This window comes from Verrucosispora sp. ts21, from assembly GCF_002879555.1.
Lineage (GTDB): Bacteria > Actinomycetota > Actinomycetes > Mycobacteriales > Micromonosporaceae > Micromonospora > Micromonospora gifhornensis.
This window is the reverse complement of the sequence record NZ_PNOZ01000040.1, coordinates 15,758-31,286: the sequence shown is the minus strand read 5'-3', so window position 1 is coordinate 31,286 and position 15,529 is coordinate 15,758. Positions and strand designations below refer to the sequence as shown.

The following is a 15,529-nucleotide window of genomic DNA, read 5'->3' as shown; positions in this document are numbered from 1 at the left end:
CCTGGCCGCAACACCATTCGGAACACGACGGACGATCCTGGCAGACCTCGGGCCCCGATCAGCTGTCGAGCATGAAGGTGCCCCGGCCGATGCATCGTGCACCGGCCGGGGCAACGATCACCCGAGCTGGTCAGTTCACTGCCAGAGGGCGGCGGCGACCTGCGGGTACAGGCCCTCCGGGTGTGCCCGGAACAGCGGCTCGGTGCCGAACAGGGTCACGTTCGCCCCCTTCGCCACGCCACTGACCACTACCGCGTGACCGGCGGCGGCCTCCTGGCCACCCCAATGCCCGGCGAGGAAGAAGCCCTCGGCGGCCAGGCGCTGGTCGACACGTACGCCGTCACCGACGCGGGTGAAGTACTGCGGTGCGTCGACGAACGCGGTCGGCAGCGCGTTACCGGTGATCGGCGAAGCCGGGTCGTTGACCACCTTGACGATGCCGTTGGCGTCGCTGCGTCCCGCCGCGATTGTCACGTCGAGCAGACCGGCGCGGTCGTTGAACTGCTTGCCGCTGGATCCGCGCCCGACGACGGTGCCGCCGTTCGCCAGCCACTGGTTGAACGCGGCGGCCTGGGTGGCGTTGAGGCTCTGCGGGTTGAACGACGTCGTCGAGACGAAGAACGCGTCGAAGTCGGCGAACGACAGGGTGCCGTTGTTGAAGGCGGTGTGCGTCACCGAGATCGGCTCGAAGCCCATCTGCTGCAGGGCGCAGATCTCACCACCGTTGGCGGCGACACCGAGGCGGGTCTTCGACACTCCGGTGGTGTTGCGGACCTGCGGCGGGGTCATCCGGATGAACTCCACCCCGTACGCCTCGGCGACCTGGCGGACGACTGCCACGTCACCGGGCACCACGAAGGTGCCGTCGGCGGTCCGGGACAGCCGCACCCCGTCGTTGAGCAGCTTGTTGACCGCCTGGATGCCGGCCACGGAGTCGACGACCAAGCCGTAGTGGGACTGCTTGCCCGGCGGCACGGAACCGGTGGCGCGGGCCTCGGTCACCGGACGCAGCGCCTTGTCGTCCAGCTTGACGTTGCCGTCCACCTGCTGCACGGTGGCGCCCCACAGGTGACCGTGACTCCAGGCCGAGATGTCGTACATGGCGTTGAAGTCGTTCGTCACGTCCCGGCCGACCCCGAGCAGGGTGCTGGCCAGGCCCCGCTTGGCCTGACGCATGTCGACGACGTAGGTGCCGGCCTCGTAGTGGGTGCCGCCCAGCTTGAACGGCCGCGAGGCGCGCTGCACCTCAAGGTCGTTGTCGAGCATGAACTGCACCAGCCGGGCCGCCGCGGTGGCGCTGCGCTGGTCCTTGCCGGCCGGGATGACGTACGCGCGGGCGAAGTCCTGCAGGTGGGTCTTGAGGTTGTCGCCGCGGGCCAGGGAGATGGCCAGCGGGTCGTCGATCGGCCGGGTCGGCTCACCGTCGACGCCCCGACGGAACCACTCCAGCTGGTTGGCCAGCAGCTCCTCGCGGTTCTGGGTGGCGTACTCGAAGTTGCCCCGGATGGTGGCGGCGGCGACGGCGGTGTTGATCCTGGTGCGCTCGTGGCGCTCGGCGACGGTCAGGTTGCCCCGCGGGTTGAGCGGCACCTCGATGGTGTGGCCGATGGCACCGTGGTACATCGCGTACATCGGGGTGAAGATCGGCGGCCAGTCGTCCCAGCCCTGGGTGCGGTCCCGGAACGGGATGTCGTTGCGCCGGGTGCCGTCGGAGTTGACACAGCTGGCCCGGGTCTCCCCGGTGGCCAGCACGGCCCGCTCCATGGACAGGGCGTTGCGCAGCGCGTGCTTGATGTACAGGTCGTACTCGTAGTTGTCACCGTGCGGGCCGGTGGTCGGCTCGATCAGCGTGCAGTTGACGTACCCGTGGATGTCCAACATGGTCAGCGGGCTGTAGCGGACCAGCTGAGCCCGCACCGCGCGGACCTCCGGCTGCGACGCCGTGATGTAGTCACGGTTCATGTCGAAGCCGTTGGCGTTGGCCCGGGTCGCGGCAACCCGACCGTCCGGGTTGTTGGTGACCACGAAGGCGAAGACGTGCTTGTTGAGCATGTCCACGATGGCCGGGTCGGTGGAGAACGCCAGGTCCTGCAGGATCTGGAGGCTGGCGTCGGTGCCTTCCCACTCGTTGCCGTGGATGTTGTTGTTGACGAACAGCGGGGTGCGCCAGTTGGCGTACGCACCGGCGGCGAGCTTGGCCTGGGCCGCGTGCGGGTCGTTGATCCGCAGGTCCGACAGCTGCTGCCAGGTCTTCCACTGGGCGTCGCTCATCGGTGCGGTGGCCACCACCAGGTGCAGGTCCCGGCCGAGCACGGACTGGCCGATCACCTCCACGCTGATCCGGTTGCTGCGCTGCAGGTTGCGCAGGGCCGCCGGGATGTCGTGGTACGGGATGAGGTTGAGCGGGATCGACGCGTCGGTCAGCTCCACCGGCACGTCGACGATGACATCGTTACGCGGTTTGCCCGGCAGTTTGGCCGTTGCGGCCGGCTGGCTGGGCTTCCGTCCCGGGGCGTCGGCGGAGCGTCCACGCTGGCCGGGGCCGACACCGAAGGGCATCTCGGTGTCGGACTGGCCGCGCGGCGAGGCAGCGGCCGGGCCGCGCTCCGCCGGGTCGGGGGGTGCCGCCACGGCGGCGGATGCCGGTCCGAACAGGAGCGCCGCGGCGATCAGGGCTATCAGTGGTCGTCGTACAGCCACGCAGATACCTCGCTTCGAGGAGTGGGCGCAAGGTGGCGACTCTTGATCGCCAGCGCCGATGATTGGCTGTTCTACCAGCGACGACAACACAAGTCGATAGCCGAGCCGGCGGGAGCGCTCCCTGGCCTATGCGTCGGTCAGGACGAAGGTCTCCACTTCGGTGCCGCCGTACCAGTCGGTGCGTCGCCCAGATAGGACATACCGAGCCGCCGACAGACCGCCATGGAACGCTCGTTGCCCGGCATCACCACCGCGTAGACCTGACGGTTGCCGGTGGCGAACTCGCGGGCCAGCACGGCGCGGGCCGCCTCGGTGGCGTAGCCGTGGCCCCAGGAGTCGGGGTGCAGGTGCCAGCCCACCTCGATGTCGTCGGTCGGGGTGTGACCGTCGGCGCCGGGCAACGGCTTAAGCAGTACGCTGCCGGCCACCGTCTGAGTGTCGCGGACCTCGATCGCCCAGAGGCCGTACCGCCCGTCGTACGGGGCGTACCGCTGCCGCCAGGTGGCGAGCCGCTCGGCGGCCTGGTCGGGGTCGAGCAGCCGTCCCGCTCCCCCGCCGAGCCACCGCATCACGTCCTCGCGGGAGTAGATGTCGAAGATCCGGGCGAGGTCGTCCGGCGAGTCGGTCCACTCTCGCAGCACGAGACGGTCGGTGCTGGCTACGGTCATGGCTGGCGATCCTAACGTCGCCGTTGAACCCCTCGACGTGACCACGCGAGCGAGCCGCCCGCCACCCCTGCCGGCGCAGCCCAGGCGTGAGCGGAGCCGGTACGGGGAACAGGGGCGTGATGGGCGAGGCATGGCGGCGGACGAAGCGGATCACCCGGGCCGCCTTCCGGCCGGTACGCGGACGGGATCTGTCGCTGCACGCCGCCGCGATCACGTTCTACGGCGCGATCGCCGTGGTGCCGGTGGCCCTGCTGGCGATCTGGCTGACCACGCTGGTGGCGGGTGCCGACCGGGTACGGCGGCTCACGTCGTACGCCGTGGAAGCGCTGCCCGACGCGATCGGTGCGCCGCATGCGGTGGCCGCCCTGGTCGAGGCCGGGGTGGGTCTGACGCCGTGGCTCGCGCTGGCCGCCGTGCTACCCGCGTCGCTGTACGGCGAAGGGCTGCGCCGGGCGTTCGTCTCGGTGGCCGCGCCCCGCTCCGACGAACACCTGATCGGCTGGCGAGGTCGGCTGCTGCTGCTGCCGCTGCTCGCGCCGGCACCGGCGCTACTGCTGGCCATCCTGCTGGCGCTGCCGACCACCACCGGGCTGGTCCGGCAGGGCGGCTGGGCCGGTGCGCTCGGTGTGGTGCTCTCCTTCCTGGCGGTGTGGCTGGTGCTCACCCCGGTGCTGCTGTGGGTGTTCCGGGTGGTCGGTCGCGCGTCACCGGAATGGCTGTCGGCCCTGCTTGTGGGTTCGTTCACCGCAGCGAACCTCTCCGGTTTCCTGCACGGCTTCGTGCTGTTCGCCTCGCTCCCCCTGGACCTGGGCGTCCCCTTCGGCGGCCTCGACGAGGTGGGTGCCGCCGTCGCCGTCCTCCTGTGGCTCTACGTCTTCCACGTCATCGTCCTGGCCGGCTACTCCGCCACCCTCGCCCTGTCCGGGTGGCGTGACCGCAGGCGACGCACCGCACCGGTCACCTCCTAGCCGAACGCGACAGCATGTCGCACTGCGGTCCGCCCGCCTGGATGCGCCGCAATCCCGAGCGGTCGATACTGACCCGCACGGAGCGACAAGGTCATTCCGCGCCAGGCACCTACATACCGGGGTATCAGGAGGAGTAATCAGATGACGGACACGTCTGCACCCACCACGGCGGCCGGCAAGCCGCTCGGCTCGACCGTACGACTGCTGTCGATCCTGGTGATCATCGCCGGGCTGGTCATGCTGGCCGCCGGAGCCACCACATGGTTTGTCGTGCAGAGCCAGCTCGCCGACGAACGCATCACCGTCTCCGACGACGCCGACAACTTCGCCGGCAAGCAGATCAAGGGCCCGTTCACCGCGTACGCGGAGGCGGAGGTCATCGAGAAGCACGCGCTGGAGGCCAGCGGCGGCAAGACCTATGCCGAACTCGACCGGGAGGACCCCAACCGGCAGGTGGTGATGACAGGTTCGTTCCTGCGCTCGTCCCTGTTCACCTCGGTGGTGTCCTTCGGCGTCGCCGCCCTGGCGATGGGCCTCGGGGTGGTGCTCGCGCTGATCGGCTACGCCCTGTTGGCCGTCTCCCGTCAGCTCAACGCCATCACGCCCGCATCGTCGAGCACCTCCTGACCATCCGAGGGCCGGCCACGAACCCCTCGGCGTTGGTGGCCGGCCCGCTACGGGTACGAACAGATCAGGCAGGTCGCGGGTTAGGGTGCGGGGATGACGGGTGAGCTGCCGGGCAGAGTCGACGTGGTGGTGGTCGGGTCGGGGCACAACGGGCTGGTCGCGGCGACCCTGCTGGCCCGGACCGGGCTCGACGTGCTGGTGTTGGAAAGCGCCGAGGTGATCGGTGGGGCGACCCGTACCGAGAACCCCTTTCCCAAGGTGCCGGCGCTGCGGCACTCCACCGGGTCGTACCTGCTCGGGCTGATGCCGCCGGAACTGCTCGCCGCGCTCGACGTGCGGATCCCCGTGCTGCGTCGCGACCCCCACTACTTCCTGCCCACCCCCGGCGGGGTCGGCTCGCCGTACCTGCTGTTCGGCACCGACACGAAGGCCACCCGAGAGCAGCTCGCCGAGTTCTTCTCCCCCGCCGACGTGGCCGCCGACGACGCCCTCCAGGCCGAACTGGCCGCGCTGCGGGCCGACCTGGCCCCGGCCTGGCTGGCCGAGCCGCTCGACGTCGAGCAGACCGCACAGCGTTACGTCCGTCCCGAGTTGCAACAGGTCTTCGTCGACCTCGTCCGGGGCTCGGTCGCCGACTACCTGGCCCGCTTCGAGTTCCGCTCCGAGCTGCTGGTCAGCATGTACGCGGTCACCGACGGCCTGTCCGGGCTCAACGCCGGCCCGGACGACCCCGGCACCGGCCACAACTTCCTGGTGCACAACATGTGCCGGCTACCCGGTGCCGGCGGCACCTGGATGATCGTCGAGGGCGGCATGGGCACCGTTTCGGGCACCTTCGCCGATGCGGCCCGCGCCTCCGGTGCCCGCATCGTCACCGGCGCACCCGTTACCGCGATCACGCTGGACTCAGGTGCCGCCAGTGGCGTGGTGCTCGCCGACGGCCGCGAGATCGGCGCCGAGGTGGTGCTCGGCGCCTGCGACCCGTACCGGCTGATGGAGCTGGTGCCCGACGGGGCGCTGCCCACCGCACTCACCGATCGGATGGCGGCAGTCCGACGCACCGGCACCACTCTCAAGCTCAACCTGGCGCTGCGCGGCCTGCCCCGGTTCTCCTGCCTGCCACCGGACGCGCCGAGCCCGTTCGGCTCCACGATCCACCTGCTGCCCGGGTCGGCGTCGCTGACCTCCGGCGGTGGTGAGTCCCCGATGGCGGCCCTGCGGGGGATGTGGGCGGACGTGCAGGCCGGGCGGCTGCCGGCGGAGCCGACCATCGAGTGGTACCTGCACACCACCGTCGACCCGTCGCTGGCCGACCCGGCCGGGCACCACTCGTCGGCGCTGTTCGTGCAGTCGGTGCCGTACGAGTTGGCCGGCACCACCTGGGAGGCGGCGCTGCCCGGCTACGTCGACCAACTGGTGGCGATCTGCGAGCGGTACGCCCCCGGCACCGCCGACCTGATCGCCGACGCGGTGCCGCTTCCCCCGCCCGGCATCGAGACGCACTTCGGCATCACCGGCGGGCACATCCACCACGTCGACAACACCGTCTCGTTCACCGACCGGATGCCGTACGCCACCGGGGTCGACGGGGTGTACGCGGGCAGCGCCGGCTGTTACCCGGCGGGCAGCGTGATCGGCGCCGCCGGGCACAACGCGGCTCAACGCATCCTCGCCGACCTCGGCCGCTGAGCGCGCACGGTACGAGGTGCAAGGAAGGGCACCTTATTAACGTCTCGCGTGGTAAAGGGGCCCCTTCTTAACACCTCACAAGGACAGCTCAGCTCGTCGGCTGGGCGACCTCGGTCTCCTCGCCGACCCGGTGCGCCCGGACCTTGTGCCCGACGCTGGTCAGGCAGCGGCCGCTGGGCAGGTCGAAGCGCCAGCCGTGCAGCTGGCAGGTGAGCTGGTCGCCGTCGACGATGCCGAAGCGGCTCAGGTCCGCCTTGAGGTGCGGGCAGCGGCGCTGCACCACCCAGTCGCCCAGGGTGATGTCCTCGGCGTCGACGGCCCGCTCGTGCTCGTCGTACCAGCCCTCGGCGTACTGGAGGCGCTCGGTGGACAGGCACTTGAAGAAGGCGTACACGAACTCGTTGTACTGGCCGATGCGGGCGGCGGAGAACCGGCAGGACAGGAAGAGCGAGTTGACCCAGTCCACCTCGCCGATGTGCAGCAGGTGCTCGACAAGGGCCCGTTCGGTACGGAACCGGTAGCGGACCTTCTCGTCGGCGTACGGCCGCACCTGCTTGCCGGGGAAGTCCACCACGATCGACTCGATGCTCTCGCCGTCGTAACCGACCATGTCGAAACGGACCGGGCCGCCCACCCCCTTGGCCAGGTAGATCGACTCGTCGAGCAGCGGCTCGATGCGCTGCTTCAGCTCCTTGAGCACGTCGATCTCCGGGTGCCGCCAGGACGCCTTCTCCGCCTCGATGATCGGCCGCTTGCGCTCGCGCATCTCCTCCAGGTGGGCCACCTTGTTGGCGAAGAACTCCTCCACCGGCACCGGGTGGGTCGTCGTCGCGCCGGAGGTGGTGATCTCGGAGACGCTGCCGGGCAGCAGCACGATGCCGTTGGTGCCGCCGACCTTGGCGTACTCGGCCAGGAAGACCGACTGGTCGGGGAAGATGTTCCCCTCGTCGCCGAAGATGTCGTTGAACTGCCACAGCTCGTCGTCGAGGAAGCACGGCGGGCCGGCGATCGGGAAGACGTGGTCGGCCTTCAGGTCGTCGATGTAGCGCCAGGTGCGGTCGAACTGCCGGTCCCGCTTCTGCTTGCCGAACGCGGTCTTCGCCGACTGCGGCAGCTCGTAGACCATCGGGTACCAGATCGCGCCGGAGAACTGCAGCATGTGCGCGTGCACGTGGCCCAGCTCGGCGAAGGTGCTCAGGTCGGTGGGGCGGGCGTCGTTCTGGTTGAGCAGCCGGACCCCGTCGTACTCCACCCACAGCGACGAGTCACCGATCGGGCCGTCGGTGGGGCTGGTCAGCGCCTGAATCATGATCTTCAAGCCGCCGTCCAGCTCCACGACCTCCTCGTTGCGGGTCTTCAGGAACTTCGTGAAGCCCAACGCGCGGAACTCGTCCTCCATCTCGGAGGTGGGGAACTCGGGCAGCAGCACGGTGGCCTTCTTCGACACGTACCGCTTCAGGTGCGCCGCGTCGAAGTGGTCCCGGTGCAGGTGGGAGACGTACAGGTAGTCGACGTCGCCGAGGGTCTCCCAGTCGAGCAGGGAGTTGTCCGGGAACGGGAACCAGGAGGCGAAGTAGGCCGGGTTGACCCACGGGTCGCACAGGATGCTGCCCGCGCCCGTGTCGATCCGCATGCTCGCGTGCCCGGTACCGGTCACTCGCACCGCAGTTCCCCCTCAAGAAGACAAATCAAGGCGTACGCCGAAACGCTACCGGAGGTAGCGTGCTCGCCGTCCCTCGACACCGGTAGTCCCCTCCGGCCCACCGAAGACGGGCCCTTCGGCCCGGGCGCTCGCTTTCGGACCGGCCCGTTCGGCGCGTCACGCCGGTCAGTCCCGGGTGATCTTTTCTCTATCGGCCGGACCCTGCGCCAGGGCCGTCAGCGGGCGTGCCAGACTAACCGGAGATCCGATCGCGAGGGAAGGACCGACCAGTGGCAGGAAGCGAGCCGGTAACGTCGCCAGACCAGCACAAGCCTGGGCACCGCAAGTCCGGGCGGATCGGCGCGATCCTCACCGCACTCGCGCTGCTGGCGATGCTCTGCGGCAACCACGAGGGCAGGGTCGAGGACCTGTGGCTGGTCGGCCTGGCCGCGCTCCTGCTGCTCATCGTGGTCGGCGACGTCGTGCTGCGCCGCAACGGTCTGCGTTCCTGACCCCGCCGCGTTCCTGACCCCGCCGCGGTCCTGAACCCGCCGCGGTCCTGACGCCGCGCCCCGAGGTTTCGACACCCCCGCAGCCGCAACCGGCGCGGGGGTGCTGACGCGGGGCCGCACGGCATTCACATCCGGCAGACGAGTAGGGCCCGCCTCCGACACCGGAGGGCGGGCCCGATTCGTCGTCGCCGGTCAGCGGCCGAAGAGGATGTCCTGCACGTTCTTCAGCGCGGCGTCGACCTCCGCCTCGAAGTAGCCGCCCTGCACCAGGCCGAAGCGCAGCGTGTCCAGGTCCTTCGGGTTCACCGGCATCGGGTTACGCCCGGCCATCCCACCGAGCAGGCTGTCGAAGAACCGGTCGACCTGGTCGGGGTCGTACCCGCTGCCGAACCGCCGCACCTGGAAACTGCGCCGGATCTGGTCCACCCGGTAAAGGTCGCTGCCGGGCGGGCCGGCCATCGGCGGGCCACCCATCGAGGGCCCGGCCATCGGCGGCGGACCCGCCATCGACGGACCACCGAGTGCCTGCTGCGGCACCGCGGGCGGTCCCGCCGGGCCACGACGCGGGTCACGATCCGGCATGCGGATCTCCGCAGTCATGTCGGCACGGGCGCGTCGACCCGCCTCGAAACCGTCGAAGCGAGGCTCGTCCGACGGACCGTACCCACCCGGACCGTCGGGGGGACCGTAACCGCCGGGGCCGTCCGGCGGACCGTAACCGCCCGGACCGTCCGGGGGGCCGTAGCCGCCGGGGCCGTCCGGAGGACCGTAGCCACCCGGCCCGGCGGGCAGGCCGCGCGGCGGGGCACCATGACCCATCGGGCCGCCGGGGGGACCCATCGGTGCGCCTGGCCCCATCGGGCCGCCAGGGCCGCGCGGCGCGTCGTAACCGCCGCGAGGTGCGTCGTAGCCGCCGGCGAAGGCGCCGGTGGGCTCGTCGTAGCGGCCGTACGGGCCCGCCTGCGCCGGCATCGGCCGGGGCGGCATCGGCGGCTGCGGCACCGCCGACATGCCCCGGTCCTCGCGCATGGGCGGACCCATCCGCTCCGGCGGGCCCATCCGGTTCTCGCCGCCGGCGCGGGTCTGACCCCGCTCCTCCAACTCGGCCAGCTGCCGCTCGACCCGGTCGAGGTGCAGGTCGACCTGCCACTCGTCGTAGCCGTTGAAGCGAACCCGGAAGACGACGTCGTGGACCTCCTGCGAGGCCACCGGGGCGCCCACCGGCTGGCCGGCGAGGGTCGCCTCGACCCGGTCCAGGAAGGCGTCCACCTCGTCAACCTTGTATCCCCGGCGGAGCGCCTTACGCCGGAAACGCTGACCCTGACTCGCCACTATGTCTCCTGGTCTCGTTCGCCACGCCCGGTCATGCCGACAGGTTTCCGGCCGGGTCGGTGCCCATGTCCTCCGCGGCGGCCAGCTGCCCACACGCCCCGTCGATCTCGCGACCTCGGGTGTCCCGTACGGTGGTGGACACCCCGGCGTCGCGCAACCGCCGGACGAACTCCCGCTCCACCGGCTTCGGGCTGGCGTCCCATCGGCTGCCCGGAGTCGGATTGAGTGGAATCAAGTTCACGTGGGCCAGCTTGCCGGCCAGCAGCCGCCCGAGCAGATCGGCTCGCCACGGCTGGTCGTTCACGTCCTTGATCATCGCGTATTCGATCGACACACGACGCCCCGTGCGAGCCGCGTACGCCCAGGCGGCGTCCAGCACCTCGGACACCTTCCAGCGCTGGTTGACCGGCACAAGTTCGTCGCGCAGCTCATCATCGGGGGCGTGCAGCGACAACGCAAGAGTCACCGAGAGGTCTTCGCTGGCCAGTCGGTGGATGGCCGGTACCAGGCCGACCGTGGAAACGGTGATGTGCCGCTGCGACAGCCCGAGGCCCTCGGGTGCCGGCGCGACCAGCCGACGGATCGCGGCCACCACCCGGTTGTAGTTCGCCAGCGGCTCGCCCATGCCCATGAAGACCACGTGCGACAACCGTGCCGGTGACCCCACCACCGCGCCGGAGGCGGCCACACCCGCCAGGTAGACCGCCTGGTCGACGATCTCGGCGGTGGAGAGGTTCCGCGTCAGGCCGGCCTGGCCGGTGGCGCAGAACGGGCAGGCCATCCCGCAGCCGGCCTGGCTGGAGATGCAGACGGTCACCCGATCCGGGTAGCCCATCAGCACGCTCTCCACAAGCGCCCCGTCGTGCAGCCGCCAGAGCGCCTTGCGGGTCGCCCCGTCGTCGCAGGCCAGCTCGCGGACCGGGTTGAGCAGCCGGGGCAGCAGCTGGTCGGCCAGCCGGGCCCGGGAGGCCGCCGGCAGGTCGGTCATCTGCTCCGGGTCGCGCACCAGCCGACCGAAGTAGTGGGTGGAGATCTGCCGGGCCCGGAACGCCGGTTCACCCAGGCCGGTGACCAGGGCTTTCCGGCCGGCCAGGTCAAGGTCGGCGAGATGTTGCGGTGGCATCGACGCCCGGCGCGCGCCAGGCGCGTCCGGGTCGACCGGGATCAAGGGCAGGCTCGTCATGGCTCGTCCAGTCTGGCACGCCGGGCGTGGACCGCACCCCTCCGGAGTGCGCGGATCGGGTCCGGCCACGTCCGCGACCAGGCTGCGTGGCCGTGATCCATGCCTCAGTTCACCGCCGGCACGAGGACCACGAGCAGCAGGTACGCCGTCGGCACGGCGAACAGGACCGAGTCGAGGCGATCCATCAGGCCACCGTGCCCGGGCAGCAGGTTGCTCATGTCCTTCACACCGAGATCCCGCTTGATCATGGATTCGGCGAGGTCACCGAGGACGGCGGCACACGACACCGCCACCCCGAACACGGCACCCCACCACGGGGCCACGTCGAACAGCAGCCAGAGCAGCAGGGCGCTGCCCAACGCCGCCGCACCGACCGACCCGGCGAAACCCTCCCAGGACTTCTTCGGGCTGATCGTCGGGGCCATCGGATGCTTGCCGAAGTTTGCGCCGGCGGCGTACCCCCCGGTGTCGGAGAGCACCACGGCGACAAGCGTCACCAGAATCCGCAGCGCCCCGTCATCCGGCGACGACGCGAGCAGCGCGGCGAAGCCACCGAGGAACGGCACGTACACGGCGATCAACGTGGCCGCGGTCATGTCCCGCCGGAAGTTGGCCATGCCGTCGCCGAGCCGCCACACGAGCGTGCCCGCGAGCGTGACCAGCAACCCGAGCAGGAGCGCGTCCAGACCACCGAACCAGGCGATGGTGACCGTCAGCACCCCACCGACGATCAGGGGTACCAGTGGCACCACGGCGCGGGCCCGGCGTACCGCGCGGGACATCTCCCAGATGCCCACACCGAATGCGGCGGCGAGCACCAGCAGGAAGGACGGCGTATAGAGGAAGAGCGGGAGCAGGACCACAGCCCCCAGGCCGAGCCCGACCGAGATGGCCGCCGGCAGGTTGCGGCCGGCACGGCTCGGCGCGGCCGGTCGGCCGAGGCTGCCCGCCGGCCGGTCGAGGTGCGGCGAGGGCTGCTCACCAGGGCTCGATGCCGGTTGCCCGCTGGTGGGCCGCCCGGCACCGGCGCGACGACGGCCGCGGTGGCGGCGTCCGGGCGGCGGATCGTCGGGCTCCGGTTCGTCGCCGGACACCGGGGCGAACTGGGCCGTCGGGGCGTCGTCATGGTCGAGGCCGACACCGGCAGGTATCCGCTCGATCTGCCCGGTCGGGGCGTCGTCGTGGTCGAGCAGATCGGCAGCGCCACGCACCGGCTCGACCTGGGTGGTGGGAGTGGCGTACCGCTCGGCGTGCGGATCAGCGGACCAGGGGCCGGGGTCGAGGTTCGGTTCGGGCCAGGGCAGGTGGGCGGGCTGGTCCGGCCGATCCCAGCCACGGGCCTCGGCGCCGCCGTAGGGGTCGAGGTGGGACATCACGCACCAGAGGGGAGCGGGACGGAATCCGCCACTTGCCGCACAACCACTACCATCCCCTACCCGCGCGAGGCGCTCCGTTGAGATTTTGCCGGCCGGTCGGTTGACCGATCCCCACCCTTCACCGCCGGGTCACCGGGAATCGTGCCGAGCCTACTGCACCTGTCCGCCCCACAGGCCGCACCAGTACCCACCCACACCCTCGACCCCGCCGTGTTGCTCGCGAAGCTGTCACCACGACTGCGACGACTGACTTCAGGATCAACCGGACGGGGACGGGGGCACAGTGGGTGGGCTGGGCGACGCCGTGGGTACGGCGAGAGGTCAGACCTCCAGGAGTTCGGTCTCCTTGTGCTTGACCAGTTCGTCGACGTGCGCGACGTAGCGCTGGGTGAGGTCGTCCAGTTCCTTCTCCGCGCGCCGGCCGTCGTCCTCGCCGACCTCGCCGTCCTTGACGAGCCGGTCCAGCTCTTCCTTGCCCTTGCGGCGGATGTTGCGGATGGCGACCTTGGCTTCCTCGCCCTTGTGGCGCGCGACCTTGATCATGTCGCGGCGGCGCTCCTCGGTCATCTGCGGGAGCAGGATGCGCAGCTGGTTGCCCTCGTTGTTCGGGTTGACCCCGAGGTCCGAGTCGCGGATCGCCTTCTCCATGGCATTGATCTGCGAGTTGTCGTACGGCTTGATGATGGCCATCCGCGGCTCGGGAATGGCCACCGACGCCATCTGGGTCAGCGGGGTCGGGGTGCCGTAGTAGTCGATGATGACCTTGGAGAACATGGCCGGAGTGGCGCGGCCGGTGCGGATGGCACCGAACTCCTCCTTGGCGTGCTCGACCGCACGCTCCATCTTCTCCTCGGCCTCGAGGAGGGTGTCGTCGATCACCGTTCTCCTCGCCTCCTTCTTGTGCTCGTCGTGGGGCTTGTCGGGTCACCGGGACCGTCGAGGTGAGGTCGACGGTCGCTTCAGGTGGTGATCAGCGTGCCGATCTTGTCGCCGCCCACCGCCCGGACGATGGTGTCGTCTCCCTGGGCGCCGAAGACCAGCATCGGCAGGCCGTTCTCCATGCAGAGGCTGAAGGCGGCGGCATCGGCGACCCGCAGGTTGCGGCGCAGCACCTCGGAGAAGGTGATCGAGTCGAACTTGCTGGCGGTCGGGTCGATCCGCGGGTCTGCGGTGTAGACCCCGTCGACGCCGTTCTTGCTCATCAGCACCACGTCCGCGTGGATCTCCAACGCACGCTGTGCGGCCACCGTGTCGGTGGAGAAGTACGGCATGCCGGCCCCGGCGCCGAAGATGACCACGCGGCCCTTCTCCAGGTGCCGGATCGCGCGCAGCGGGATGTACGGCTCGGCGACCTGGGCCATCGTGATGGCGCTCTGCACCCGGGTCTCGATGCCTTCCTTCTCCAGGAAGTCCTGCAACGCGAGGCAGTTCATCACGGTGCCGAGCATGCCCATGTAGTCCGCCCGGGCCCGGTCCATGCCCCGCTTCTGCAGTTCCGCGCCCCGGAAGAAGTTGCCACCGCCGACCACCACGGAGACCTGCACCCCGCGTCGTACCACGGTGGCGATCTGCCGGGCGATGGCCTGTACGACGTCCGGGTCGACGCCGATCGCGCCGCCGCCGAACACCTCGCCGGAGAGTTTCAACACCACCCGCCGGGACCGCCCGGGCGGTGGCGCCGTCGGGTCGTCCGCCGCCAGCGTCCGGTCACTCACAACCTGCGTCATCCGCCCGTCCTTCCCCCACCGGTGCACCGGGTGCGTATCTGCCGCTGCCGACCTTATGGGACGAGGAGGCCGCGGTGCTTGTCGCGTACACCGGCGGCCTCCTCGTCGTATCGTTGCTCAGCCCACGGGCGCGGCGCGCCCGACGGCGGCTCAGGCCTGGCCGACCTCGAACCGCACGAAGCGGGTGACCTCGATGCCGGCCTCGGCCAGCACCTGCTTCACCGTCTTCTTGTTGTCGGTGACCGACGACTGCTCCAGCAGGACGAAGTCCTTGAAGAACGAGTTCACCCGGCCCTCGACGATCTTCGGCAGGGCCGCCTCGGGCTTGTTCTCCTCGCGGGCGGTCTGCTCGGCGATGCGCCGCTCGGACTCGACGACCTCGGCCGGCACCTCGTCACGGGTGAGGTACTGCGGACGCATCGCGGCGATCTGCATCGCCGCACCACGGGCGTCGGCGTCGGCGGCCTCGTCGGCCTTGCCGGTGTACTGCACCATCACGCCGACCGCCGGGGGCAGGTCCTGGGCCTTGCGGTGCAGGTAGACCGCGACCGTGCCGTCGAGCTTGGCGAAACGGTTCAGCACCAGCTTCTCGCCGATCTTGGCGGACTGCTCCTGGACCAGGTCGGCGACCGGACGGCCGTCGATCTCGCTGGCCAGCAGCTCCTCGGCGTTGCTCACACCGGAACGCTCACCGTGCTCGACCAGCTGCTGGGCCAGGGCGATGAAGGCGTCGTTCTTGGCGACGAAGTCGGTCTCGCAGTTGAACTCGAGCAGGGCCTGGCCGGCGTGGGCGATCAGCCCGTTGGCGGCGGTACGACCGGCCCGCTTGCCGACATCCTTGGCGCCCTTGACGCGCAGGATCTCGACGGCCTTGTCGAAGTCGCCCTCGGCCTCGGTCAGGGCCTTCTTGCTGTCCATCATGCCGGCGCCGGTCAGGTCGCGGAGCTTCTTGACGTCCGCGGCGGTGATCTGGGACATGGCTCTCTCTTCGGTGTTGAGATTGCGATGGGATGGTCTGAGGTGCCGGTTACCCGGATTCGGGAAGTTCGTGCCGACCTGGTCGCCGCCGGTCACCATCAGCGAATCGACGGTGACCGGACGGCGG

The 15,529-nt window shown here is 70.2% G+C and carries 13 protein-coding genes; 4 read left to right on the top strand and 9 right to left on the bottom strand.

Translation table 11 applies throughout. The features are described 5' to 3' along the window. Positions 1-135 precede the first annotated feature (135 nt). Positions 136-2,700 carry a M14 family metallopeptidase gene (locus C1A38_RS18340; RefSeq protein ID WP_102659004.1) on the bottom strand — a complete coding sequence of 855 codons (2,565 nt, stop codon included), beginning with the start codon at positions 2,698-2,700 and terminating at the stop codon, positions 136-138. Positions 2,701-2,837: 137 nt separating this feature from the next. After that, complete coding sequence (locus C1A38_RS18335; RefSeq protein ID WP_353505521.1) at positions 2,838-3,368, bottom strand: GNAT family N-acetyltransferase; 531 nt, start codon at positions 3,366-3,368, stop codon at positions 2,838-2,840. A gap of 119 nt (positions 3,369-3,487) precedes the next feature. Here C1A38_RS18335 and C1A38_RS18330 point away from each other — a divergent pair, with 119 nt between their 5' ends. The 3 genes from C1A38_RS18330 (at position 3,488) to C1A38_RS18320 (ending at position 6,652) form a co-directional block, all read left to right on the top strand. After that, positions 3,488-4,336, top strand: a complete 849-nt coding sequence (locus tag C1A38_RS18330; protein WP_102659003.1) for a YhjD/YihY/BrkB family envelope integrity protein — start codon at positions 3,488-3,490, stop codon at positions 4,334-4,336. A 141-nt stretch (positions 4,337-4,477) separates the two neighbouring features. After that, positions 4,478-4,963, top strand: coding sequence for an aromatic ring-opening dioxygenase LigA (locus C1A38_RS18325; protein ID WP_102659002.1), 486 nt, complete (start codon positions 4,478-4,480; stop codon positions 4,961-4,963). A gap of 93 nt (positions 4,964-5,056) precedes the next feature. After that, a complete protein-coding gene (locus C1A38_RS18320) occupies positions 5,057-6,652 on the top strand; it encodes a phytoene desaturase family protein (RefSeq protein WP_102659001.1) in 1,596 nt (531 codons plus the stop codon). A gap of 88 nt (positions 6,653-6,740) precedes the next feature. Here the strand turns inward: C1A38_RS18320 and C1A38_RS18315 are convergent, their stop codons facing one another. Beyond that, complete coding sequence (locus C1A38_RS18315; protein ID WP_102659000.1) at positions 6,741-8,315, bottom strand: Rieske 2Fe-2S domain-containing protein; 1,575 nt, start codon at positions 8,313-8,315, stop codon at positions 6,741-6,743. 269 nt (positions 8,316-8,584) lie between these two features. Between C1A38_RS18315 and C1A38_RS18310 the strand changes: the two genes are divergently transcribed. Then, positions 8,585-8,806: a DUF2631 domain-containing protein gene (locus tag C1A38_RS18310; RefSeq protein ID WP_102658999.1), complete on the top strand. Its 222-nt coding sequence runs from the start codon at positions 8,585-8,587 to the stop codon at positions 8,804-8,806. A gap of 192 nt (positions 8,807-8,998) precedes the next feature. Here the strand turns inward: C1A38_RS18310 and C1A38_RS18305 are convergent, their stop codons facing one another. The 6 genes from C1A38_RS18305 to tsf all read right to left on the bottom strand — a co-directional run bounded on the left by C1A38_RS18305 (position 8,999) and on the right by tsf (position 15,402). Beyond that, on the bottom strand, positions 8,999-10,138 hold the full coding sequence (locus tag C1A38_RS18305) for a DivIVA domain-containing protein (protein WP_102658998.1): 1,140 nt from the start codon (positions 10,136-10,138) through the stop codon (positions 8,999-9,001). A 31-nt stretch (positions 10,139-10,169) separates the two neighbouring features. After that, positions 10,170-11,321 (bottom strand): dual-specificity RNA methyltransferase RlmN, encoded by a 1,152-nt coding sequence (rlmN, locus tag C1A38_RS18300; RefSeq protein ID WP_102658997.1) that lies wholly within the window; start codon positions 11,319-11,321, stop codon positions 10,170-10,172. Positions 11,322-11,425: 104 nt separating this feature from the next. Further along, positions 11,426-12,694, bottom strand: coding sequence for a phosphatidate cytidylyltransferase (locus tag C1A38_RS18295; RefSeq protein WP_102658996.1), 1,269 nt, complete (start codon positions 12,692-12,694; stop codon positions 11,426-11,428). Positions 12,695-13,018: 324 nt separating this feature from the next. Further along, positions 13,019-13,576, bottom strand: coding sequence for a ribosome recycling factor (gene frr, locus C1A38_RS18290; RefSeq protein WP_102658995.1), 558 nt, complete (start codon positions 13,574-13,576; stop codon positions 13,019-13,021). Between the two features lie 80 nt (positions 13,577-13,656). Further along, positions 13,657-14,424 carry a UMP kinase gene (gene pyrH, locus C1A38_RS18285; RefSeq protein WP_013732118.1) on the bottom strand — a complete coding sequence of 256 codons (768 nt, stop codon included), beginning with the start codon at positions 14,422-14,424 and terminating at the stop codon, positions 13,657-13,659. Positions 14,425-14,574: 150 nt separating this feature from the next. Beyond that, complete coding sequence (gene tsf / locus C1A38_RS18280) at positions 14,575-15,402, bottom strand: translation elongation factor Ts (RefSeq protein WP_102659035.1); 828 nt, start codon at positions 15,400-15,402, stop codon at positions 14,575-14,577. Positions 15,403-15,529 lie beyond the last annotated feature (127 nt).